This is a genomic window from Pseudotabrizicola sp. (assembly GCF_030656345.1).
GTDB lineage: Bacteria > Pseudomonadota > Alphaproteobacteria > Rhodobacterales > Rhodobacteraceae > Pseudotabrizicola.
In genome coordinates this window covers 159,689-181,200 of record NZ_JAUSNR010000010.1, presented here as the reverse complement: position 1 = coordinate 181,200, position 21,512 = coordinate 159,689, and the positions used below count along the sequence as shown (strand labels likewise).

The 21,512-nt window shown below is 64.0% G+C and carries 21 protein-coding genes; 3 read left to right on the top strand and 18 right to left on the bottom strand.

Annotation, left to right across the window (positions count from 1 at the left end; translation table 11 throughout):
* Nucleotides 1-87 precede the first annotated feature (87 nt).
* The 6 genes from Q7J44_RS04565 to pgk form a co-directional block, all read right to left on the bottom strand.
* Entirely contained in the window at nucleotides 88-1,395 is a 1,308-nt protein-coding gene (locus tag Q7J44_RS04565) for a pyruvate dehydrogenase complex dihydrolipoamide acetyltransferase (protein WP_304877430.1), read from the bottom strand.
* A gap of 12 nt (nucleotides 1,396-1,407) precedes the next feature.
* Nucleotides 1,408-2,787: a pyruvate dehydrogenase complex E1 component subunit beta gene (locus Q7J44_RS04560; protein ID WP_304877428.1), complete on the bottom strand. Its 1,380-nt coding sequence runs from the start codon at nucleotides 2,785-2,787 to the stop codon at nucleotides 1,408-1,410.
* 13 nt (nucleotides 2,788-2,800) lie between these two features.
* Entirely contained in the window at nucleotides 2,801-3,790 is a 990-nt protein-coding gene (gene pdhA / locus Q7J44_RS04555) for a pyruvate dehydrogenase (acetyl-transferring) E1 component subunit alpha (RefSeq protein WP_304877425.1), read from the bottom strand.
* A 150-nt stretch (nucleotides 3,791-3,940) separates the two neighbouring features.
* On the bottom strand, nucleotides 3,941-4,243 hold the full coding sequence (locus Q7J44_RS04550) for a septum formation initiator family protein (RefSeq protein WP_304877422.1): 303 nt from the start codon (nucleotides 4,241-4,243) through the stop codon (nucleotides 3,941-3,943).
* Between the two features lie 120 nt (nucleotides 4,244-4,363).
* Entirely contained in the window at nucleotides 4,364-5,257 is an 894-nt protein-coding gene (locus tag Q7J44_RS04545; protein ID WP_304877419.1) for a fructose bisphosphate aldolase, read from the bottom strand.
* A 118-nt stretch (nucleotides 5,258-5,375) separates the two neighbouring features.
* A complete protein-coding gene (gene pgk / locus Q7J44_RS04540) occupies nucleotides 5,376-6,566 on the bottom strand; it encodes a phosphoglycerate kinase (protein WP_304877417.1) in 1,191 nt (396 codons plus the stop codon).
* A 140-nt stretch (nucleotides 6,567-6,706) separates the two neighbouring features.
* On the opposite strand from pgk, the gene Q7J44_RS04535 reads away from it, so the two are divergent.
* The 3 genes from Q7J44_RS04535 (at nucleotide 6,707) to Q7J44_RS04525 (ending at nucleotide 9,139) form a co-directional block, all read left to right on the top strand.
* Complete coding sequence (locus Q7J44_RS04535; protein WP_304877415.1) at nucleotides 6,707-7,216, top strand: peptidylprolyl isomerase; 510 nt, start codon at nucleotides 6,707-6,709, stop codon at nucleotides 7,214-7,216.
* The gene (locus tag Q7J44_RS04530) at nucleotides 7,206-7,817 is read left to right on the top strand and encodes a peptidylprolyl isomerase (protein ID WP_304877412.1); all 612 of its coding nucleotides are present in this window, start codon (nucleotides 7,206-7,208) and stop codon (nucleotides 7,815-7,817) included. The genes Q7J44_RS04535 and Q7J44_RS04530 overlap by 11 nt, the downstream gene beginning before the upstream one ends.
* A 185-nt stretch (nucleotides 7,818-8,002) precedes the next feature.
* On the top strand, nucleotides 8,003-9,139 hold the full coding sequence (locus tag Q7J44_RS04525) for a cystathionine gamma-lyase (RefSeq protein WP_370692951.1): 1,137 nt from the start codon (nucleotides 8,003-8,005) through the stop codon (nucleotides 9,137-9,139).
* Nucleotides 9,140-9,218: 79 nt separating this feature from the next.
* Here Q7J44_RS04525 and Q7J44_RS04520 read toward each other — a convergent pair whose 3' ends face one another.
* The 12 genes from Q7J44_RS04520 to nrdF all read right to left on the bottom strand — a co-directional run bounded on the left by Q7J44_RS04520 (nucleotide 9,219) and on the right by nrdF (nucleotide 21,512).
* Nucleotides 9,219-9,875, bottom strand: coding sequence for an SDR family oxidoreductase (locus Q7J44_RS04520; RefSeq protein WP_304877410.1), 657 nt, complete (start codon nucleotides 9,873-9,875; stop codon nucleotides 9,219-9,221).
* A gap of 133 nt (nucleotides 9,876-10,008) precedes the next feature.
* Nucleotides 10,009-11,475, bottom strand: a complete 1,467-nt coding sequence (gene purF, locus Q7J44_RS04515; RefSeq protein ID WP_304877408.1) for an amidophosphoribosyltransferase — start codon at nucleotides 11,473-11,475, stop codon at nucleotides 10,009-10,011.
* A 124-nt stretch (nucleotides 11,476-11,599) separates the two neighbouring features.
* Complete coding sequence (locus tag Q7J44_RS04510; protein WP_304877406.1) at nucleotides 11,600-12,190, bottom strand: CvpA family protein; 591 nt, start codon at nucleotides 12,188-12,190, stop codon at nucleotides 11,600-11,602.
* Nucleotides 12,191-12,211: 21 nt separating this feature from the next.
* Nucleotides 12,212-13,570 carry a DNA repair protein RadA gene (gene radA / locus Q7J44_RS04505; protein WP_304877404.1) on the bottom strand — a complete coding sequence of 453 codons (1,359 nt, stop codon included), beginning with the start codon at nucleotides 13,568-13,570 and terminating at the stop codon, nucleotides 12,212-12,214.
* Nucleotides 13,571-13,634: 64 nt separating this feature from the next.
* Complete coding sequence (locus Q7J44_RS04500) at nucleotides 13,635-14,036, bottom strand: hypothetical protein (RefSeq protein WP_304877401.1); 402 nt, start codon at nucleotides 14,034-14,036, stop codon at nucleotides 13,635-13,637.
* A gap of 9 nt (nucleotides 14,037-14,045) precedes the next feature.
* Complete coding sequence (locus Q7J44_RS04495; protein WP_304877399.1) at nucleotides 14,046-14,792, bottom strand: ABC transporter ATP-binding protein; 747 nt, start codon at nucleotides 14,790-14,792, stop codon at nucleotides 14,046-14,048.
* Nucleotides 14,789-15,571, bottom strand: coding sequence for an ABC transporter permease (locus Q7J44_RS04490; RefSeq protein WP_304877398.1), 783 nt, complete (start codon nucleotides 15,569-15,571; stop codon nucleotides 14,789-14,791). The genes Q7J44_RS04495 and Q7J44_RS04490 overlap by 4 nt, the downstream gene beginning before the upstream one ends.
* Nucleotides 15,568-16,617: an alanine racemase gene (gene alr, locus Q7J44_RS04485; protein ID WP_304877395.1), complete on the bottom strand. Its 1,050-nt coding sequence runs from the start codon at nucleotides 16,615-16,617 to the stop codon at nucleotides 15,568-15,570. The genes Q7J44_RS04490 and alr overlap by 4 nt, the downstream gene beginning before the upstream one ends.
* A 205-nt stretch (nucleotides 16,618-16,822) precedes the next feature.
* Nucleotides 16,823-18,328, bottom strand: coding sequence for a replicative DNA helicase (locus Q7J44_RS04480; RefSeq protein WP_304877393.1), 1,506 nt, complete (start codon nucleotides 18,326-18,328; stop codon nucleotides 16,823-16,825).
* A gap of 314 nt (nucleotides 18,329-18,642) precedes the next feature.
* Complete coding sequence (locus Q7J44_RS04475) at nucleotides 18,643-19,320, bottom strand: orotate phosphoribosyltransferase (RefSeq protein ID WP_304877391.1); 678 nt, start codon at nucleotides 19,318-19,320, stop codon at nucleotides 18,643-18,645.
* Nucleotides 19,321-19,429: 109 nt separating this feature from the next.
* Nucleotides 19,430-20,473 (bottom strand): dihydroorotase, encoded by a 1,044-nt coding sequence (gene pyrC, locus Q7J44_RS04470; protein ID WP_304877389.1) that lies wholly within the window; start codon nucleotides 20,471-20,473, stop codon nucleotides 19,430-19,432.
* Nucleotides 20,474-20,537: 64 nt separating this feature from the next.
* Entirely contained in the window at nucleotides 20,538-21,512 is a 975-nt protein-coding gene (nrdF, locus tag Q7J44_RS04465) for a class 1b ribonucleoside-diphosphate reductase subunit beta (RefSeq protein WP_304877387.1), read from the bottom strand.

Here is a 21,512-nt window from a genome sequence, read left to right as displayed (position 1 = left end):
GCGCGCGCACTCCGGGCTTCATCTTGATCTAAATACTCAATGTCCCGACCTCCCCAACCCGGCGTAGCGCCGGGCGGGGGACATGGATCAGGCCAGCATCGTCATCGGGTTTTCCAGCGCCTCGATCACCGCTTTCAGGAACGCGGCCCCAAGGGCACCGTCGATCACCCGGTGATCAACCGACAGGGTCATCGACATCACGGTGGCCACACCAATCGTGCCATCCGCCTTGACCACCGGCTTTTTCACGCCTGCGCCTACCGCAAGGATCGAGCCATGCGGCGGGTTGATGACGGCGTCGAAATTGTCGATCCCCATCATCCCGAGGTTCGAGATCGCAAAGCTGCCGCCCTGATATTCGTGCGGGGCCAGCTTTTTGGTTTTCGCCCGTCCAGCCAGATCCTTCATCTCGGCCGACAGTGCCGAAAGCGACTTCTTGTCGGCATCGCGCAGAACGGGGGTGAACAAGCCGCCTTCAATCGCGACAGCAACCGCCACATCCGATGGCTTCAGCTTCAGGATCCGGTCGCCAGCCCAGACCGCGTTGCAATCCGGCACGGCTTGCAGCGCCTGGGCACAGGCCTTGATGATGAAGTCATTGACCGACAGTTTCACGCCACGCGATTCGAGCGATTTGTTCAGGTTGCCCCGGAACTCCATCAGCGCATCCAGCTGCACGTCGCGGCGCAGGTAGAAATGCGGGATGGTCTGCTTGGCCTCGGTCAGCCGGGCGGCGATGGTGCGGCGCATGCCGTCCAGTGCCACCTCGGTGAAGTCACGGTCGGCGTACATTTTCAGCACGGTTTCCGTGGACGGGCCGGTGGGCATTGCGCCCTTGGCTGGGGCCGCCGCCGCAGGGGCTGCAGCTGCTGCCGGGGCAGGGGCCGCAGCGGTGGCCTTCGGTGCCGCTTGCGCGCCTTCGACATCGGCGCGCACGATGCGGCCATGCGGGCCGGAGCCCTGAACCGCGGTCAGGTCCAGACCTTTTTCCCTGGCGATCCGCCGCGCGAGCGGTGAAGCGAAGACCCGCGCGCCCGACGCCGCCGGAGCGGCGGCAGGGGCAGCGGGTGCCGCAGCGGCGGGAGCCGCTGCCGGGGCAGCTTCCGCCGGTTTCGCGGCTGCGGGTGCAGCTACAGTGGTAGAGGCATCCTCCCCCTCTTCCAGCAGCACGGCGATGGCGGCGTTCACCTTCACCCCCGATGTGCCTTCGGCCACCAGCAGCTTGCCGATGGTGCCTTCATCGGTCGCTTCAAACTCCATCGTCGCCTTGTCGGTTTCGATCTCGGCCAGAATCTGGCCGGATTTCACCACATCGCCCTCTTTGACCAGCCATTTGGCCAGCGTGCCCTCTTCCATCGTGGGAGACAGCGCGGGCATCAGGATTTCGGTTGCCATGATGCGCTCTCCTTAGCGGTAGCAGACAGATTTCACCGCGGCAGCGATTTCCGCCGGGGTGATCAACGCGAATTTTTCAAGGTTCGCCGCATAGGGCATCGGCACATCCTTGCCGGTGCAGGTGATGACGGGCGCGTCCAGATAGTCGAACGCACGCTGCATGATCGTGCTGGCCATATGGTCGCCGATCGACCCCACGGGGAAACCTTCTTCCACCGTGATGCAGCGGTTGGTCTTTTGCACCGATGCCAGCACCGTATCGTAATCAATCGGGCGCAGGGTGCGCAGGTTGATTACTTCGGCGTTGATGCCGTCTTTCGCCAGTTCATCCGCTGCCAGCAAGGAATGTGCCACACCGATCCCAAAGCTGACGATGGTTACATCGCTACCTTCGCGGATGATCGACGCCTTACCGAAGGGAATGGTGAAATCCGGATCGGTTGGCACGTCAAAGCTGCGGCCGTACAGGATTTCATTCTCAAGGAAGATCACCGGGTTCGGGTCGCGGATCGCCGATTTCAGCAGGCCTTTGGCATCAGCCGCAGAATAGGGGATGCAGACGCGCAGGCCCGGAATGGCCGCGTACCATGCCGAATAATCCTGGGAATGCTGCGCGCCCACGCGGGCGGCGGCGCCGTTCGGGCCACGGAACACCATCGGGCTGCCCATCTGGCCGCCCGACATGTACAGCGTCTTGGCCGCCGAGTTGATGATATGGTCAATCGCCTGCATGGCGAAGTTGAAGGTCATGAACTCGACAATGGGGCGCAGGCCACCCCAGCTGGCCCCGACCGCGATGCCGGCAAAGCCGTGCTCGGTGATCGGGGTATCGACCACGCGCTTGGCCCCGAATTCATCGAGCAACCCTTGGCTGATCTTGTAGGCACCTTGGTATTCGCCAACCTCTTCCCCCATCAGGAAGACATTGGGATCGCGGCGCATTTCTTCCGCCATCGCCTCGCGCAGGGCTTCGCGGACGGTCATCGTCTTCGTCGGCCCTTCTGGCAGGTCGGTGTGCGGCCAGCCTTTGGCGGCCACGACGGGCGCGGGCGCAGGAGCGGCGGCTTGTGCGGGCACCGAAGGCGGGGCCTCTGCTGCCGGGGCAACCGCTTCGGCCACCTTCGGCGCGGGGGTGTCGCTGACGGTTTCGCCTTCTTCGACGATCACCGCAATCGGGGTGTTCACTTTCACCCCGGCGGTGCCCTCGGTGATCAGCAGCTTGCCGATGATCCCCTCATCGGTGGCCTCAAACTCCATCGTGGCCTTGTCGGTTTCGATCTCGGCCAGAATCTGGCCGGATTTCACCGCATCGCCTTCTTTTACCAGCCATTTGGCCAGTGTGCCTTCTTCCATCGTCGGGGAAAGCGCGGGCATCAATACTTCGGTTGCCATGTCGTGTTCCCCCTCAGGCGTAGATGTCGGTCCAGAGTTCCTCAACCGGAGGCTCTGGGCTGTCTTTGGCGAATTCGGCGGATTCGTTGACCTGCGCCTTGATCTCTTTGTCGATGGCTTTCAGGTCTTCGTCGCTGGCAAGGCCGCCTTGCAGCAGCAGGTCGCGCACATGTTCGATGGCGTCCTTCTCAGAGCGCATTTTCTCCACTTCTTCGCGGGTCCGGTACTTTGCCGGGTCCGACATCGAATGGCCGCGATAGCGATAGGTCATCATCTCTAAGATATAGGGCCCCTGACCCGCGCGGCAGGCGGCAACCGCCTTTTCTCCGGCGGCCTTCACGGCCAGCACATCCATGCCATCCACCGCTTCGCCCTTGATGCCATAAGCGGCACCGCGTTCCCACAGGGACGGCGATTTGGTCGACCGTTTGACAGAGGTGCCCATGGCGTAGCCGTTGTTTTCGATCACGAAAATCACTGGCAGGTTCCATAGTTCGGCCATGTTATAGGCCTCGTAGACCTGGCCCTGATTGGCAGCGCCGTCGCCGAAATAGGTGAAGGTCACGTTGTCATTGCCCAGATACTTGTCGGCGAAGGCCAGACCGGCCCCCAGCGGCACCTGCGCGCCGACGATGCCGTGGCCGCCGTAGAAATGCTTCTCTTTCGAGAACATGTGCATCGAGCCGCCCTTGCCCTTGGAATAGCCGCCGATGCGCCCGGTCAGTTCCGCCATGACGCCCTTTGGGTCCATGCCGCAGGCCAGCATATGGCCGTGGTCGCGGTAGCTGGTGACGCGCTTGTCACCCTCTTTGGCCGCAGCCTCAAGGCCCACGACCACCGCTTCCTGCCCGATATACAGGTGGCAGAAGCCGCCGATCAGGCCCATGCCGTACAGCTGCCCGGCCTTTTCCTCGAACCTGCGGATCAGCAGCATCTCGCGGTAGTATTTCAGCAACTCTTCCTTCGAGGCGTTCGGCCTCTCGGCTGGTTTCTTGGCGGCCATATGCGGCACCCTCCCGTCAGTGGCTAGGATAGTTTAGTGTTAAACCATTCATAGCCTATCGGGTTTTATTGGGCAAAACAAAAAATGCGCCCCGGAAGGCGCATGAAAAAGCCCGCCGGAAGGGCGGGCCTGTGGGGCAGGGAAAAGGGTTTAGCGGATCACGATTTCATCGGCACGCACATAGCCCAGCACATCGCGCACCTGTTCATCCAGCAGATCAACATCCAGAAAGCGGTCCGACAGACGCGCGGTCAGGTTGCTGATTTTGGCCAGATCCTGATACAGCCGGTCGCGTTCGACCCGCAGCGCCTCGGCCTCGGCCCGGATCTGGACCTGGCGGAACACGCCGTAATCGCCTTGCACGGCGGCAAAGGTGAAATAGGCCCCCAGCATGAAGGCCATCATCAGATAGAGAATGCCGCCGATCGGCAGGCGTTTGCCCTGTGCCGTCATCTGTCTGCCCCTTCAGGCCGTGTCTTCCGGCCTTTCACAAGTGATGACACATCTGATTCGCAAAGGGAATCCCCCGCGCGGGGAATTCCGATCACATTTCTTAATGCCCCGGGGGCGCGGTCAGCCCGCGACAGAGGCCGCGTGAATGCTGTCGATGGCGCGGCCAAGCACCGCATCAAATTCAGCATCAGATTGCTGTGCCGACAGGCCTTCGGTCAGTGCGCGGCTGAAGCTGGCGATGATGCCCCGGTTGCGTGACAGAATGGCGTTGGCAGCCTCGCGGCTGTGCCCGCCCGACAGCGCCACCACTTTCAGCACCCGCGGATGATCGACCAGCGGCGCATAGAACCCGTCGACCGAGGGCAGCGACAGTTTCAGCATCACCTTGCGGTCGGCGGGCAGGGCGTTGAGGTGCTTGAGGATTTCCTCTTGCAACAGCGCCTCGGCCTCTGGCTTGTCGGCGATGGAAATCGTGACCTCCGGCTCCAGTATCGGCATCAGACCGGCGGCGGCCACTTGTTCCCCAACCGCAAACTGCTGGGCCACAATCGCGGCGATGCCCTTGGCATTGGCCGCATTCACGACCGAGCGTTCCTTGGTGCCGAACACCCCCAGCCCCTTGGCCCGCGCCAGAAGCGTCTCCAGATCCGGCATCGGCTTCATCAGCTGCACGCCGTCGGCCTCTGCCTCCAGCCCTTTGTCGATCTTCAGGAACGGCACCACGCCGCGCTGGTCCCACAGGAACTGCGCGGTCGGAATGCCGTCGATGTCGCGGTCCATGGTCTGCTCAAACAGGATCGCACCCACCACCTTGTCGCCGGTGAAGGCGGGTGATTTGATGATGCGCGAGCGCATGGCGTGGATCATGTCATACATCGCCGCCTCGCCCGAATAGGCATCCTCCGCCATGCCATACAGCTTAAGCGCCTTTGGCGTTGATCCGCCGGACTGGTCCAGTGCGGCGATAAACCCGTTCCCCTTGCCGATCTGGTCAGCAGCCTGCGCGAAAGTCATGTCGGTGATCCTTGTAAAAACACTGTCGATTTGGCTTTGGATACCCCGATGCAGGCGGTCCCGCAATCGTGGTGGCGCTAACACATTGAAATGCGGGCCTTCGTCCGTCGCGCGTTGTCTATGCGGTCAGCGCCGCCACGCCGGGCAGGTCTTTGCCCTCCATCCACTCAAGGAACGCCCCGCCAGCGGTGGAGATAAAGGTGAAATCCGCCGCCGCCCCCGCCTGATTGAGCGCGGAGACCGTATCGCCGCCCCCGGCGACCGAAATCAGCTTGCCCTCGCGCGTCAGCGCCGCCGCCGATTTTGCTGCCGCATTGGTGGCTGCGTCAAACGGCGTCAGCTCGAACGCGCCAAGCGGGCCGTTCCAGATCAGGGTTTCAGATGCCTCAAACACCTTGACGATGGTGGCCACGCTCATCGGCCCGGCATCCAGAATCATCGCATCGGCGGGGCAGGCATCTGCCGCCACCACATCATGCGCGGCATTGGCCTTGAACTCCCGCGCCACCACCACATCGACCGGCAGGTGAATGGTGCAGCCCGCAGCCTTGGCCTTGCCCAGAATCTCGCGCGCGGTGTCGGCCATGTCGCGTTCTGCCAGCGATTTGCCAACCTCGATCCCCTGCGCCACCAGAAACGTATTCGCCATGCCGCCGCCGATCACCAGATGATCGACCTTGGTCACCAGATTGCCCAACAGGTCCAGCTTGGTGGACACCTTGGCCCCGCCCACAACCGCCACCACCGGGCGTTTGGGCGTGCCAAGGGCGGCTTCCAGCGCCTTCAGCTCCGCCTCCATCAACCGGCCCGCGGCGGCTGGCAGCCGCCGGGCAAGTGCTTCGGTCGAAGCATGGGCGCGATGCGCAGCGGAAAACGCATCATTCACAAAGACATCGCCCAACGCCGCCAGTTCGGCGGCAAAGGCCGGATCGTTCTTTTCCTCGCCGGGGTGAAAGCGGGTGTTTTCCAGCAGCACCACATCCCCGGGTTCGGCCCCGGCAATCGCCTCTGCCGCCACAGCACCTGTGCTCTGCGCACTGAACACCACCTTGCGGCCAAGGCTTTGCTCCAGCGCGCCCGCGATGTGGCCAAGGCTCATGTCCGGCACCACCTTGCCCTTGGGCCGGTCGAAATGTGCCAGCAGAACCACCCGCCCGCCGCGCGCGATGATGTCCTCGACCGTGGGCCGGATCTTGTCGATCCGGGTGGTGTCGGTCACGCGACCGGCCTCCATCGGCACGTTGATGTCAACGCGGACCAGCACGGTTTTGCCAGCCAGACCGATGTCGTCGAGTGTTTTCCAGCCCATTTCGGACTCCCCTGTCGAAATACCGCCCCCTGTTTCCGCCGGAATGCCGCGCAGGTCAACCGATCTGCACAAGGCCCCCTTTCCATATCCGGCCCCGGACATTAGGTTCCGGGCCAGACAACAGTAAGGAGCCAACACCGATGGCCGAGATCAAAGACCCAGAAAACACCATCATCCTGACGCTGAAAGACGGCGAAGTGGTGATCGAACTGCTGGCCGATGTGGCCCCCAAGCATACCGCGCGGATGAAGGAACTCGCCCGCGCCAAGGCCTATGACAATGTGTGCTTTCACCGCGTGATCAACGGTTTCATGGCGCAGACCGGCGACGTGGAAAACGGCAATATGGAAAACAACTTCAACCTGCGCCGGGCAGGCACGGGTGGGTCCGATCTGCCGGATCTGCCGGCGGAATTCTCCAAACTGCCGCATGACCGGGGCACCTTGGGCGCGGCGCGCAGCCAGAACCCGAATTCGGCCAACAGCCAGTTTTTCATCAACTTTGCCGACAACCATTTTCTGAACAACCAGTACACCGTCTATGGCCGGGTGATCTCGGGGATGGAACATGTGGACAAGATCGCCAAGGGTGAACCACCAGCAGCGCCGGACCGGATGATCACAGTACGGGTGGCCGCCGATGTCGCGTGATCGTTTCATAGCGGGCGGGATTTTCGCCCTTGGTCTGGCGGTTGTGGGTGGCTATGGCATCAGCCAGTTCGCCACCCCGGTGATGGCGCAGGCCGAAGACGGGCCGGGGCCAAATCTGGTGATCGAGGTTGCGGGCAGCACGTCCGGGCAGATCGTGATCGATATGCTGCCGGATGTGGCCCCCAAACATGTGGAGCAGATCACGGCACTGGCGGCTGAAGGCGCCTATGATGGTGTGGTGTTCCACCGCGTCATCGATGGCTTCATGGCCCAGACCGGCGACGTGGCTTACGGCAAGGCGGACGGGGATACCACGATGGCGGGGATGGGCGGGTCTTCGCGCCCCGATCTGCCGGCGGAGTTTTCCGGGCTGAGCTTTGAGCGGGGCGTCGTCGGCATGGCCCGAAGCCAGAGCCCTGACAGCGCCAACAGCCAGTTCTTCATCATGTTCGCCCCCGGTGAGTTCCTGAACGGCCAGTATACGGTTGTGGGCCGGGTGATCTCGGGGATGGAGGTCGTCGATGCCATCAAGAAGGGCGACGGCGGCAATGGTGAGGTCAGCGATCCCGACCGGATGGAGCGGGTGACTGTGGCCGAGTAAGGCCCCATATCCGGCCTTTCCGGCGGGGGTTTCCCGCCGGAAAGGCTGACCTTGGCCGGGGATTTCCCCCCTGTGCTACACGCGGTCAGGCCCCTATATATCAAGGGCTTGGCCGTTTTGGTTTAACGGATTTTTAACACTTGCCGCTGGTCTGGCTGCCCTTGCCTTTGCGCAGGGGCCGACCGATGATGCCCCCGAAACCAAAGGGGCTTGTCCAGATGGATACCGACATGCAGCGCCGGTTGGCGCAGATGCTGCACCACCGCAGCGACAGCTTGGCCAAGGGCGATCCGGTGTCGCTGCCGCTGACCACATCGACCAGCTATCATCTGCCCGAAGTGCAGGGCGCGCCCTATATCTATGCCCGCAACGGCACGCCCACATGGGAGGCGGTGGAGGCGCAGCTGTCGCTGCTGGAAGACGCGGAAACTGTGACCTTTCCAAGCGGCATGGGCGCGATATCGGCGGCGCTGTTTGCCAGCCTGCGCGCGGGCGACCGGGTGATCCTGCCATCCGACGGCTATTACGTGACGCGGGTGCTGTCAGAGGGGTTTCTGGCCCCGCTGGGCGTCGATGTGGTGCAGATCAAGACGCTGGACTATGCGGACGCAGATTTCTCCGGGGCGGCGGTGGTCTATCTGGAAACCCCGTCTAACCCCGGACTGGATGTGGTGGATATAGAGGGTGTCTGCGCCCGCGCCCATGCGGCGGGGGCCATCGTGATTGTGGACAACACCACGATGACGCCGCTGCTGCAGCGCCCGCTGGATCTGGGGGCCGATCTGGTGGTGGCCGCCGATACCAAGGCACCCGCTGGTCATTCCGATGCGCTGTTCGGCCATGTCGCAGGGCGCGATGCCACCCGCATGGCGCGGGTGCGCGACTGGCGTCGGCTGTCGGGGTCGGTTCCGGGCAGCATGGAGGCCTGGCTGGTGCACCGCGGGCTGGAGACGCTGGAGGTGCGGCTGGAGCGGATGTGTTCTTCGGCTGCCGTCATCGCCGCGCGGCTGGCAGAGCATGGCGCGGTGCGCAGCCTGCGCTATCCGGGGCTGGCGGATGACCCGTCTTATGCGCTGTCACGCCAGCAGATGCAGGGGTTCGGCTTTCTGATCGGCATGACGCTGGAAAACGCCACCGTGGCCGAGCGGTTTCTGGAGCGCTGCCCCTATATGGTGCGGTCGACCAGCTTTGGCGGCACCCATTCGGCGGGCGAGCGCCGGGCGCGCTGGGGCGACGCGGTGCCCGAGGGGTTTTTGCGCCTGTCCATCGGGGTGGAGCCGGTGGAGGCATTGTGGGGCGCGATGGCGGCGGCATTGGAATGACGCAGGCTTGACGGTGGCGGCGGGGAGACCCCCGCCCTACCCAAGAGTGTCAGCCGCGCCTTTTGCCGGTGGGGGGGCGTCAGATCAGGGCGATCAGGCGTGCCGCTTCATCCCGTGGCGCGATCAAGGGTGCGCGGTCTTCGCCGGGGTAGAAGCGGGCGCGCACGGCTGTGGGCATCGGGCGCGGGGTTTCCACCAGCACCCGCGGGCCGATGCGCGCTGATTCGGCCTGCCAGTTGCGGGCCAGCGCGATCTGCCCGGCCTTGCTGGCCCCGTAAGCCGCGCCGAATTTCTGCCCCGCCACCGGATCATCGAAAAACATCGCGGTGCCGGTTTTTGCGCGCAACAGCGGGTCCAGCATGGTGATCAGGAAAGCCGTCGCGCGCAGGTTGGTGGCCAGCGATTTGTCGAGATCCTTCATGTCGAGCGAAGGTGCCGGGGCAAGGGCTGTGGCATGTACCGCCGTATGCGCCCAGAGCTGCAACCCGCCCCAGCGGTCATGGATGGAGCGGCAGAGCTGGCGCATCGCGTCTTCATTGGTCACATCCATCGGGGCGAGCGTCAGGCCCCCCGCGCCGGGCAGGCCTGCGGCTTTGACCCGGTCATCAAGGTCTTCGAGCCCGCCCACGGTGCGGGCGACGGCGACGACATGCCAGCCGCGCAGGGCCAGCTGTTCGGCGAGGGCAGCACCAAGGCCGCGAGAGGCGCCGGTGATGAGGGCGAGTTTCTGGGTCATGTCGCGTCTCCGGTGGCTGATGTCGGACCGGGGGGTTCACACCCCGTCGCCGATTGGGCTTGAACCAATGGCGCACAATCGGCAACCCCCCGTGGGAAATTTAGGAACAGATGAGGGGGAGAAGAGAGGCGCGTTATTCTGCCGCTTCTTTCATCTCGAAACCTTCGGCGATTTTGTCGGACGGGGTGACGGGGTAGTCGCCCGAGAAGCAGGCGTCGCAGAATTTGGGGGCAAGGGCGTCGCGGCCTGCGGCCTCGCCTGCGGCGCGGTAGAGGCCATCGAGCGAGATGAATTTCAGGCTGTCGACGCCGATCCAGTCGCGCATTTCTTCTTCCGTCATGGTGGCGGCGAGCAGTTTGGACCGTTCGGGCGTGTCGACGCCGTAAAAGCACGGCCAGGCGGTGGGCGGCGAGGCGATGCGGAAGTGAACCTCGGCCGCACCGGCATCAAGGATCATGTCCTTGATCTTGCGGCTGGTGGTGCCGCGCACGACCGAGTCGTCGACCAGAATCACCCGCTTGCCCTTGATCAGCGCGCGGTTGACGTTGAGCTTCAGGCGCACGCCCATGTTGCGGATGGATTCCGTGGGTTCAATGAAGGTGCGGCCCATGTATTGGTTGCGGATGATGCCCATGGCATAGGGGATGCCGGATTGCTGCGAGTAGCCGATGGCCGCCGGGGTGCCGGAATCGGGGACCGGGCAGACCAGATCGGCATCAACAGGGGCCTCTATCGCCAGTTCCATGCCGATGCGGTGGCGGGTTTCGTACACCGACTGGCCGCCGATGATGCTGTCGGGGCGCGAGAAGTAGACCTTTTCGAAGATGCAGAACCGGCTTTGCGCGGGGTGGAACGGGCGGCTGGAGATCACCTTGTTGCCCTCGATCACCACCATTTCGCCGGGGTCGATCTCGCGCACGAAGTCTGCACCGATGATGTCGAGCGCGCAGGTTTCCGAGCTGAGCGCCCAGCCCGAATCGCCGATGCGGCCCAGGACCAGCGGGCGCACGCCAAGGCTGTCGCGCACGCCGATCAGTTTGGTGCGGGTCATCGCGACGACCGAGAACGCGCCTTCGCAGGCGCGCAGCGCATCCTTGATGCGTTCAGACAGGTTCTTCTGGATCGAGCGCGCCATCAGGTGAATGATGCATTCAGAGTCGGAGGAGGACTGGAAGATCGAGCCGCGTTCGATCAGTTCCTTGCGGAGCGCAGCCGCATTGGTGAGGTTGCCGTTATGCGCGATGGCACAGCCGCCCATGGAAAACTCGCCAAAGAACGGCTGCACGTCGCGGATGGCGGTGGCCCCTTTGGACCCGGCGGTGGAATAGCGGACATGGCCGATGGCAAGCTGGCCGGGCAGGGTGTCCATCACATCGGCTTTGGTAAAGTTGTCGCGGACATAGCCGAAGCGGCGGGCAGAGTTGAAACCGTGGTCGGGGTGGTAGGCGACGATGCCGCCAGCCTCTTGCCCGCGGTGCTGCAGGGCGTGCAGGCCCAATGCCGTGAAATTTGCCGCATCCGAGACGCCGATGACGCCGAAGATCCCGCATTCCTCCTTCAACTTGTCATCATCGAAGGGGTGGGACAGGAAGGGGCGCATGTGGGCTGCTCCATCTATGTGTGATGGGCCACCCTTTACGGCATGGTGACAGCAGTGTCACGTGCCGAAAGGCACATGCGGCCGGTCAATTTGCTGCGATGCGGCACCTGCGCTGCCGCCGGGGTCAGTTTCCGGCGGGGGCGGCGGCAGGTTCGGTGACCGGCACGGCGCAGGCGGCGGTCAGGTCATTGTAGCGCGACACGATCCAGCCCGGGGCGTCGGCGGGGATGGAGCTGTCGATATTGGCCTGAAAGCTTGCGAACACCTTGGCAGAGCGCGAGGCGTCGACCATGGGAATGGTGTTGGCCGCAACGGCGCGGTCGTAGACGATGAAGGCCACCGCCACCAGTACAACGCCACGCGCGACGCCGAACAGAAAGCCCAATGCCTGATCGATGCCGCCGATGGCGGAGCGCTGGACGAAGCTGGAAAACAACGGCGTGAACAGCGCGGCGATCACAAGACCGATGGCGAAGACGGCGGCGAAGGCCCCGATGATCGACAATTCGCAGCTGTCGCCAAGGAAGTCGCCGACCACCGGCAGTTCGCGGATCAGCGGCTGGGCGGCGGGGGCGAAGATGAAGGCCAGCACCGCCGCGCCGATCCAGCCTGCGATGGCCATCGCCTCACGCACAAGGCCGCGCGAATAGGCAAGGATCGCCGACAGGACGATGACGCCCGCCACGATGCCATCTACCAGAGTAAAGCCTTCCATCATCCGCTCCTTTGTGCCGCGTCAACCTGCGCCGAACATCTCGCCGACAAAGGCGGTCAGATCGGGCATCTCGCGCAGACGCATATCTGTTCCGCCCGCGGTTTTCGACCCCGTGGGCAGGGTGGCTTGCTGAAAACCAAGTTTCGACGCTTCTTTCAACCTGTTTTCGGTCTGCCCCACTGGACGCAGCGCGCCCGACAGCGAGATTTCCCCGAAAAGCACCATGTCTGGCGGAATTGCCACATCCTCACGCGCGGAAAGCAGCGCAGCCGCCACCGCCAGATCGGCGGCGGGTTCGTTGACCCGCAAGCCACCCGCCACATTGAGGAAGACATCAAGCCCGGTAAAGGGGATGCCGCAGCGCGCCTCCAGCACCGCGAGAATCGTCGACAGGCGTCCCGAATCGAGGCCCACCACCGTGCGCCGCGGCGTGCCGAGGGTGGAGGGGGCGACCAGCGCCTGAATTTCGGTCAGTACCGGGCGGGTCCCTTCGATGCCCGCGAACACCGCTGATCCGGGGGCAGGGCGGTCACGGTCGGACAGGAACAGGGCAGAGGGGTTGGTCACCTGTGCCAGCCCGTTACCGGTCATCTCGAACACGCCGATCTCATCCGCCGGGCCGAAGCGGTTCTTGACCGCGCGCAGGATGCGGAACTGATGGCCCCGCTCGCCCTCAAAATAGAGCACGGTATCGACCATGTGTTCGACCACGCGCGGGCCGGCGATCTGGCCCTCTTTGGTGACATGGCCGACGAGCACCACCGCGACGCCACGCTTCTTTGCAAAGGTCACCAGTTCATGCGCCGCCGCGCGGACCTGAGAGACGGAACCGGGGGCGGCCTCGACCGTATCGAGCCACATCGTCTGGATCGAATCGATGATTGCCAAGGCGGGGCGTTCGGCGTCCAGCGTGGTCAGGATGTCGCGCAGGTTGGTTTCGGCCCCAAGGCCCACGGGCGCATCCTGCAACCCCAGACGCTGGGCGCGCATCCGCACTTGCGCGGCGGCCTCTTCGCCGGAAATATACAGGATTTTCAATCCGGTGCGGGCGAAACTTGCAGCAGCTTGCAACAGCAGGGTGGATTTGCCGATGCCCGGATCGCCGCCGACCAAAATCGCCGAGGCGGGCACAAGCCCGCCGCCGAGCACACGGTCCAGCTCATCAATGCCGGATGAGGCGCGGGGCGGCGGGTCTTCTTCGGTGGCAAGGTCGGTGAGCGGGATGGTGCGGCCCTTGGCCCCCAGCGATTTCGGCCCGGCAGACAGCGGGGCCTCTTCCACAATGGTGTTCCACGCGCCGCAGGCGTCGCAGCGGCCCTGCCATTTCTTGTGGGCAGCACCACAGGCAGTGCAGGTGAAGCTGGGGGAGGATTTGCTCATGGCTTTGCTTATCGTGGAAGCGGGGCGCTCTTCAAGCCTTTCGGTTCATCGCCGGGCGCGCGGGTCAAAGCGGCGCGTGATAGCCCAAAAGATTACGCACAAGCGCCACGGCGCTGGTCAGGGTCAGGGTGATCAGGACTGACACCACGATGCCGTTGGCCACCAGCAGCAGCGGTTCGTGCCATTTCGCCTGCCGCCCCCAGGACGTGACCAGCCAGAACCAGCCGATCACCGACACCACCCGCCCCGGCAGCACCAGGTCCGGCGCAAGCGGCAGGGGCCAGAGCATCCAGACCAGATAGAGCGCGACACCCGCCATCAGCACCAGCCCCCGGCGGTCGCCGATGCGCCAGGTGGCGTAAGCCGACAGGGCGATGGTCAGCGGGGTCGCGGTGATCAGGGTCTGGACAAGGCTGCGCCAGAGCGAGGGCTGCTGAAACAGAAAGGACAGATCAGCCTGAAACATGGTGCCCATCTAGCGGATGGCATTGATCGGGCCGGTGGCGCGGCCATGGATGAACTGTTGCACGTAAGGGTCTGTGCAGGCATCCATTTCCGTGACAGGGCCGGTCCATTTGATGCGACCGTCATGCAGCATGGCGACATCATCGGCGATGGCGCGGACCGATGACATGTCATGCGTGATGGTCATCGCCGTTGCCCCCATTTCCACCACAATCTCGCGGATCAGGTCATTGATCACCCCGGCCATGATCGGGTCAAGCCCGGTGGTGGGTTCGTCGAAAAAGATGATTTCAGGCTCAGCCGCAATGGCGCGGGCAAGGCCCACGCGTTTTTGCATGCCGCCCGACAGCTCGCCGGGGTACAGGTCAGCGACCTGTGGACCAAGGCCGACGCGGCGCAGCTTTTCCAGCGCAATGGCGCGCGCCTCTTCCTTGGGGCGGCGTGAGGCCCCGCGCATCAGGCGGAAGGCGACGTTTTCCCAGACCCTGAGCGAGTCGAACAGCGCGCCGCCCTGAAACAACATGCCAAAGCGGGCGAGGAAGGCATCACGTTCAGCGGTTTGCACATCCTGCCCGTCAAGGTTGATGGTGCCGCTGTCGGGGGTGACCAACCCGAGGATGCATTTCAAGAGCACCGATTTGCCGGTGCCCGATCCGCCGATGATCACCATGCTTTTGCCCGAAGCGAGGGTCAGATCAACCCCGCGCAGCACGGGGTTGGGGCCGAAGGATTTTGTGACTCCGGACAGAGTGATCATGAGGTGAAGAACACCTCTGTCAGCAGGTAGTTGGCGGCGAGGATCAGCACCGAGGCGGCGACGACGGCGGATTTGGTGGCGCGGCCCACGCCTTGTGCGCCGCGGCCCGAGGTCATGCCGTGATAGCAGCCCATCAGCGCGATGATGAAGCCGAACACCGCGCCCTTGACGAGGCCGGAGCCGACATCCCAGACCTCCAGAAAGTCGACGGTGTTCTTGAGGTAGGTGACGGAGTTGAAATCGAGCCGCGTCACGCCGACCAGCCAGCCGCCCATGATGCCGATGGCATCGCCCACACCCACCAGCACCGGCACGGTCAGCGTGGCGGCCAGCACGCGCGGCACCACAAGGTATTTCATCGGGTTGGTGGACAGGGTGGTCAGCGCGTCGATCTGTTCGGTCACCTTCATGGTGCCAAGCTCTGCCGCGATCGACGAGGCGACGCGGGCGGCCACCATCAGCCCGCCCAGAACCGGGCCAAGTTCGCGCACCATGCCGATGGCGACGATGCTGGGCACCACAGCCTCGGCATTGAAACGCGCGCCGCCGGAATAAATCTGTAGGGCCAGTGCGCCGCCGGTGAACAGCGCGGTCAGCCCCACGACCGGCAGGCTGAACCAGCCGATCTGCAGCACCTGCGCGCCAAATTCGCGCCAGTAGAACGGCGGGCGCAGCAGGTGGCCAAGGGTGCTGGCCGCAAACAGAACCACGCGGCCAATTGCGGCAAGGGCCGCCAGCGTGGGCCGCCCCAGCCCCCGCAGTCCGGTGGCTGGGCTCACGCCCCGCCCTCCTGATAGCGGCGGGTGTAGCGCGGGCCGAGCGCGGTCAGGATCTCGTAGCCGATGGTGCCGGCGATATCGGCCAGATCATCCACGGTCTGATGCGGGCCAAGGATATCCAGCGCGCGCGGCACATAGGACAGATGGCTGATATCCACCGTGATCAGATCCATCGACACCCGGCCCACCAGCGGGCAGGGGGTATCGCCATCCCACAGCACCGCATTGTTCGACAGCGCGCGCTGCAGCCCGTCGGCATAGCCGCCGGAGACGGTGGCGATCATGCTGGGCGCATCCGCGGTCCAGCCGCAGCCATAGCCGACCGATTCACCAGCCTGCACCACACGGGTCTGGATCACCGGCAGCGACAGGCTGACGACGCGGCTTGCGCCCTCATACGGGCGGCCGCCATAGAGGCCGATGCCGGGGCGGGTCAGGTCGAAATGATACTTCGGCCCCAGCAGGATTCCCCCCGTGGCCGCCAATGATCGCGGCACGCCGGTGCCATCGGTCATGGCGTGAAAGGTGGTGAGCTGCAGGTCGTTGAGCGCGTGATCCGGCTCATCCGCGCAGGCCAGATGCGACATGATCAGTTCCGGCCCGGCCTCCAGCACGAAGGGGGCCACCGCCTCCCACTCCGCCTCTTCCATCCCTAGGCGGTTCATGCCGGTGTCAAGCTGCACGCCGAACGGCAGGCCGGGCAGCGATTCCAGATGGCGGGTGACCTGATCGATGCTGTTCAGCATCGGGCACAGGTCGAGGTCATGCACCATTTCGGTGTCGCCTGCCATATGGCCCCCCATCACGCAGATCTGCGGTCCGGGGCCAAGCGCCTGCCGCAGGGCCGCACCTTCCTCAGCCACGGCAACGAAGAACCGCCGTGCCCCGGCCTGCGCCAGAGCGCGGGCCACGCGGGTGATGCCGAGGCCATAAGCGTCGGCCTTGACCACGGCGGCGGTCTGAACACCGGAAGAGGAAGCACGGTCCAGCGCGCGCCAGTTGGCGGCGATGGCGTCAAGGTCGATGGAGAGGGTCGCTGTTGTCATGGGGGTTTGTTGTCGGATCAGGGGTTACGGTCAAGCGGAAAACGGGGGTCCGGCGGAAAGGGGCGGGCTTGGGGGGCATCGATCCCCCCGCGCCCGCTGCTGCCGCGGGAGGGGTCTTCGGCGGTGCGCCCGGCGGGAAGGTTGAATGCCTCCGGCGGGAGTATTTGGGAAAGCTGCAATGCAGGGGCGTGCAAAGGGCCGGGGATCAGTAGCCGGGGCCGTCGCCCTGCCAGGGTTTGGCGAGGTTGCCGAAGCGGGTGAAGCGGCCTTCAAAGCTGAGGTCGACCGAGCCGATCGGGCCGTGGCGCTGTTTGCCGATGATCACCTCGGCCTTGCCATGCACCTGTGCCATCATCTCCTGCCAAGCATGCATCTTTTCTTGTTCATGTTCGCCGGGCTTTTCGCGTTCCTTGTAGTACTCATCGCGGTAGACGAACATCACGACATCGGCATCCTGCTCGATCGAGCCGGATTCGCGCAGGTCGGACAGTTGCGGGCGTTTGTCTTCGCGCGATTCGACCTGACGTGACAGCTGCGACAGGGCGATCACCGGGATGTTGAGTTCCTTGGCGATGGCCTTCAGCCCTTGGGTGATTTCCGAGACCTCCTGCACCCGGTTGCCTTCGGAGCTTTTGGCCGAACCTTTCAGCAGTTGCAGGTAGTCGATCATCAGCACATCCAGCCCATGGGTGCGCTTGAGGCGCCGGGCGCGGGCGGCGACCTGGCTGATCGGCAGGGCGGGGGTGTCGTCGATGTAGAGCGGGCAGGATTCCAGCTGTTTGGCAGCCTCGACAAAGCGGCGGAATTCATCTTCGCGCATGTCGCCGCGGCGGATCTGCTCGGACGGGACTTCGGAGGCTTCGGAGAGAATTCGGGCGGCGAGCTGTTCGGCGCTCATCTCAAGACTGAAGAAACCGACGACGCCGCCTTCGACCGCACCTTCGTGGCCATCGGGTTTGCGGCCGCGTTTGTAGGCTTTGGCGATGTTGAAGGCGATGTTGGTGGCGAGCGAGGTTTTGCCCATCGACGGACGACCGGCGAGGATCAGGAGGTCGGATTCGTGCAGGCCGCCCAGTTTCTTGTCCAGATCGGTCAGGCCGGTGGAAATGCCCGCCAGACCGCCGCCACGCTGATAGGCGGCGTTGGCGACATTCACCGCATCGGTGACGGCTTTCAGGAAAGACTGAAAGCCGCGTTCGGCCACGCCCTGTTCGCCCAGTTTGTAGAGCCGCTGTTCAGCCTCGACGATCTGTTCGCGCGGTTCCGACGCCATGTCGACCTTGGCGGCCTTGGCCGAAATATCCTTGCCAAGCGCGATCAGCTCGCGGCGCACGGCCAGATCATAGATCATCTGCGCGTAGTCGCGCGCGGCATAGGCCGAAATCGCAGCCCCGGCCAGACGCACAAGATAGGCCGGGCCGCCGAGTTCCTTCAGCCCGTCGTCATCTTCAAAGAACGGCTTCAGCGTGACCGGGCTGGCGAGGGCGTTTTTCTGGATGCGGGCGGCGGATTTCTCGAAGATGCGCTGGTGCACGGGATCGTAGAAATGTTCCGACTTCACCGTGCTGGCGATGCGGTCATAGACATCATTGTTGGTCAGGATCGCGCCCAGCAGCTGCTGTTCGGCCTCGATGTTATGCGGCAGGGTGTCGTTGGTGATGTCGGGGGCGGAGGGGGAGAGATCGGTTCTGATCTTGGCGACTTCGTTCATGTGCTGCCTTTGCCCCCCGGATGAAGCCTGCGGTGTAGCCTGCCCGGTGGTGTGGGGGCAAGCCGTGGATAGGTTTGTGCAAAACGTTAAGGATCGCCTGTGCCGCCCGCAACGGGTTGTGGGCGTTGGTGCGGCCTGGGCAATATGTAGCACAAATCGGGGGCGGCTGTCACGGGATCACGATTCGGGGGCGGGGTTATCCGCATTTCATCCCCGCGTTGTGCCCGGAGTTATCCCCAGCGGGTTTGGCCTTGGGCGAAAAGCCGCCCGAGGCCCCGCGCGCAACCGGGGTTGCGCGCGGGAGGTGGCGGGGATCAGGCCTTGCGTGCGTCCTGCCAGGCGCGGGGGGCTTTGAGAAACGCCTCTACTTCGGTCAGGGTGTTGGCGTCGAAGCTGGCCTGATCGCGGGCCTCGGCCAGCACGTCCCACCAGGTGCACAGGTGGTGCAGGGCGACGCCGTGTTCGGCAAGGCGTTCGGTGGTGCCCTCAAAGATGCCGTAGGAGAAGATCACCGCCGTATGGGCGCAGGTGGCGCCGGTTTCCCGGATGGCATCGACGAACGACAGTTTGGAGCCGCCGTCGGTGGTCAGATCCTCGACCAGCAGCACGCGCTGACCCTCATGCATCACGCCCTCAATCCTTGCGTTGCGGCCGTAACCTTTGGGCTTTTTGCGCACGTAAGTCATTGGCAGCGCAAGGCGTTCGGCCACCAGCGCGGCAAAGGGGATGCCGGCGGTTTCGCCCCCTGCGATGTTGTCGAACGCCTCAAATCCTGCGTCGCGCATCACGGTGACGGCCATGAAATCCATCAGCATGGACCGGATGCGCGGATAAGAGATCAGCTTGCGGCAGTCGATATAGGTCGGCGAGGGCAGGCCGGAGGCCAGCGTGAACGGGGTTTCCGCGTTGAAATGCACGGCCTTGATCTCCAGCAGGGCGCGGGCGGTCAGGCGGGCGATGTCTTCGCGGGGGGGGAAGCTTGCGGGGATCATGGGATCATCCTTTTCGCGATGCGATTTCATCTTGATCCAAATACTCCCGCCGGAGGCTCCTGCCGTTGCTGTCGGAGCCTCCGGCGGGAGTATTTGGATCAAGGTGAAATCAGGCCTCCACGGCCCAGTGGACAGGGAAGCCGGGGTTGAAGACGGTGACGGGGCCAGCCTCGGTGTAGATTTTCTCGGGCCAGGTTTGCGGGGTATCATGGCGGACAAGGCGCAGCTTTGTGTCGTTGACCGGCAGGCCATAGAAGGCGGGGCCGTTGAGGCTGGTGAAAGCCTCCAGCGCGTGCAGTTTGCCGTCATCCTCGAACACCTGCGCCAGCAGGGGCATGGTGTTGGTGGCGGTGAAGCAGCCCGCACAGCCGCAGCCGGTTTCTTTTGCCGCATCGACATGCGGGGCGGAATCGGTGCCGAGAAAGAAGCGGCCTGTACCAGAGGTGGCGGCGGCGCGCAGGGCGAGGCGGTGACGCTCGCGCTTGGCGACCGGCAGGCAGTAGTAATGCGGGCGGATGCCGCCGACCAGAAGGTGGTTGCGGTTGAGGATCAGGTGATGGGTGGTGATGGTGGCCCCCAGCGTATCGCCACCTTCGCGGGCATAGGCCACGCCTTCTTCGGTCGTGATATGCTCCATCACCACGCGAAGCTCTGGCAGGCGGCGGCGCAGGGGGGCGAGGACAGTGTCGATGAACACGGCTTCGCGGTCGAAGATATCGACCTCAGGCGTCGTCACCTCGCCGTGCACGCAGAGCGGCAGGCCGATTTCGGCCATTTTCTCCAGCACCGGCATGACCTTATCCATGTCACGCACGCCGCCGTGGGAATTGGTGGTGGCCCCGGCGGGGTAGAGCTTCACCGCCTTGACGAGGCCCGAAGCATGGGCGGCGGCGACGTCTTCCGGATCGGTGGACTCTGTCAGGTACAGCGTCATCAGCGGCTGGAAGGCAGAGCCTTCGGGCAAGGCGGCAAGGATGCGGTCGCGGTAGGCTGCCGCCTGTGCCCCGGTGACGACCGGGGGCACAAGGTTGGGCATGATGATGGCGCGGGCGAAGTGGCGCGCAGTTTCAGGCAGCACGCCTTGCAGCATCGCGCCATCGCGCAGGTGCAGGTGCCAGTCATCGGGGCGTATCAGCGTCAGATCCTGTGTCATGCCGCCCGGTTACCGTAAAGGCAGCACGGTTTCCAGAGGGCAGTTGCCCCCCGCCGTGGCTGCGTCAGAAATCCCAGTCTTCATCGGTGGTGGCCACAGCCTTGCCGATCACATAGCTGGAGCCGGAACCGGAGAAGAAATCATGGTTCTCGCTGTCGGGTGACAGGGCGGCCAGAATAGCGGGGTTCACCTGCGCCACCTGTTCGGGGAACAGCGCCTCGAATCCCAGATTCATCAGCGCCTTGTTGGCGTTGTAATGCAGGAAGGCTTTGACATCTTCGGTCAGGCCCACCTCATCATAGAGTTCCGCCGTATAGCGTTCCTCGATGGCGTAGAGGTCGAACATCAGCGAGAAGGCGAAATCCTTGGCCTCATCCCGCTCGGCCTGACTGACCCGCTCCAGCGCGCGCTGGAATTTGTAGCCGATGTAATAGCCGTGCACGGCCTCATCGCGGATGATCAGGCGTATCAGGTCGGCGGTGTTGGTCAATTTTGCGCGGCTGGACCAGTACATCGGCAGGTAGAAGCCGGAATAGAACAGGAAGCTTTCAAGGAAAACCGACGCCACCTTGCGCTTCAGCGGATTGGCCCCGGCGGCGTATTGGTCAAGGATCAGCCGCGATTTGGCCGCCAGATGCGGGTTGTCTTCCGACCAGCGGAACGCCTCATCCACCTCCGCCGTCGAACACAGCGTCGAGAAGATCGACGAATAGGACCGGGCATGCACCGCCTCCATGAAGGCGATGTTGGTCAGCACCGCCTCTTCATGCGGGGTGACAGCATCGGGCATCAGGGCAGGTGCCCCGACCGTGTTCTGGATGGTATCCAGCAGTGTCAGCCCGGTGAACACCCGGATGGTCAGCTGCTGTTCCATCGGGCGGAGCGTGGCCCAGCTTTGGATGTCATTCGACAGCGGCACCTTTTCCGGCAGCCAGAAGTTCGAGGTCAGGCGGTTCCAGATCTCCAGATCCTTGTCGTCCTGCAGGCGGTTCCAGTTCACGGCACGCGGGGTGGCGCGCAACGGGCTTTGCATGTTCAT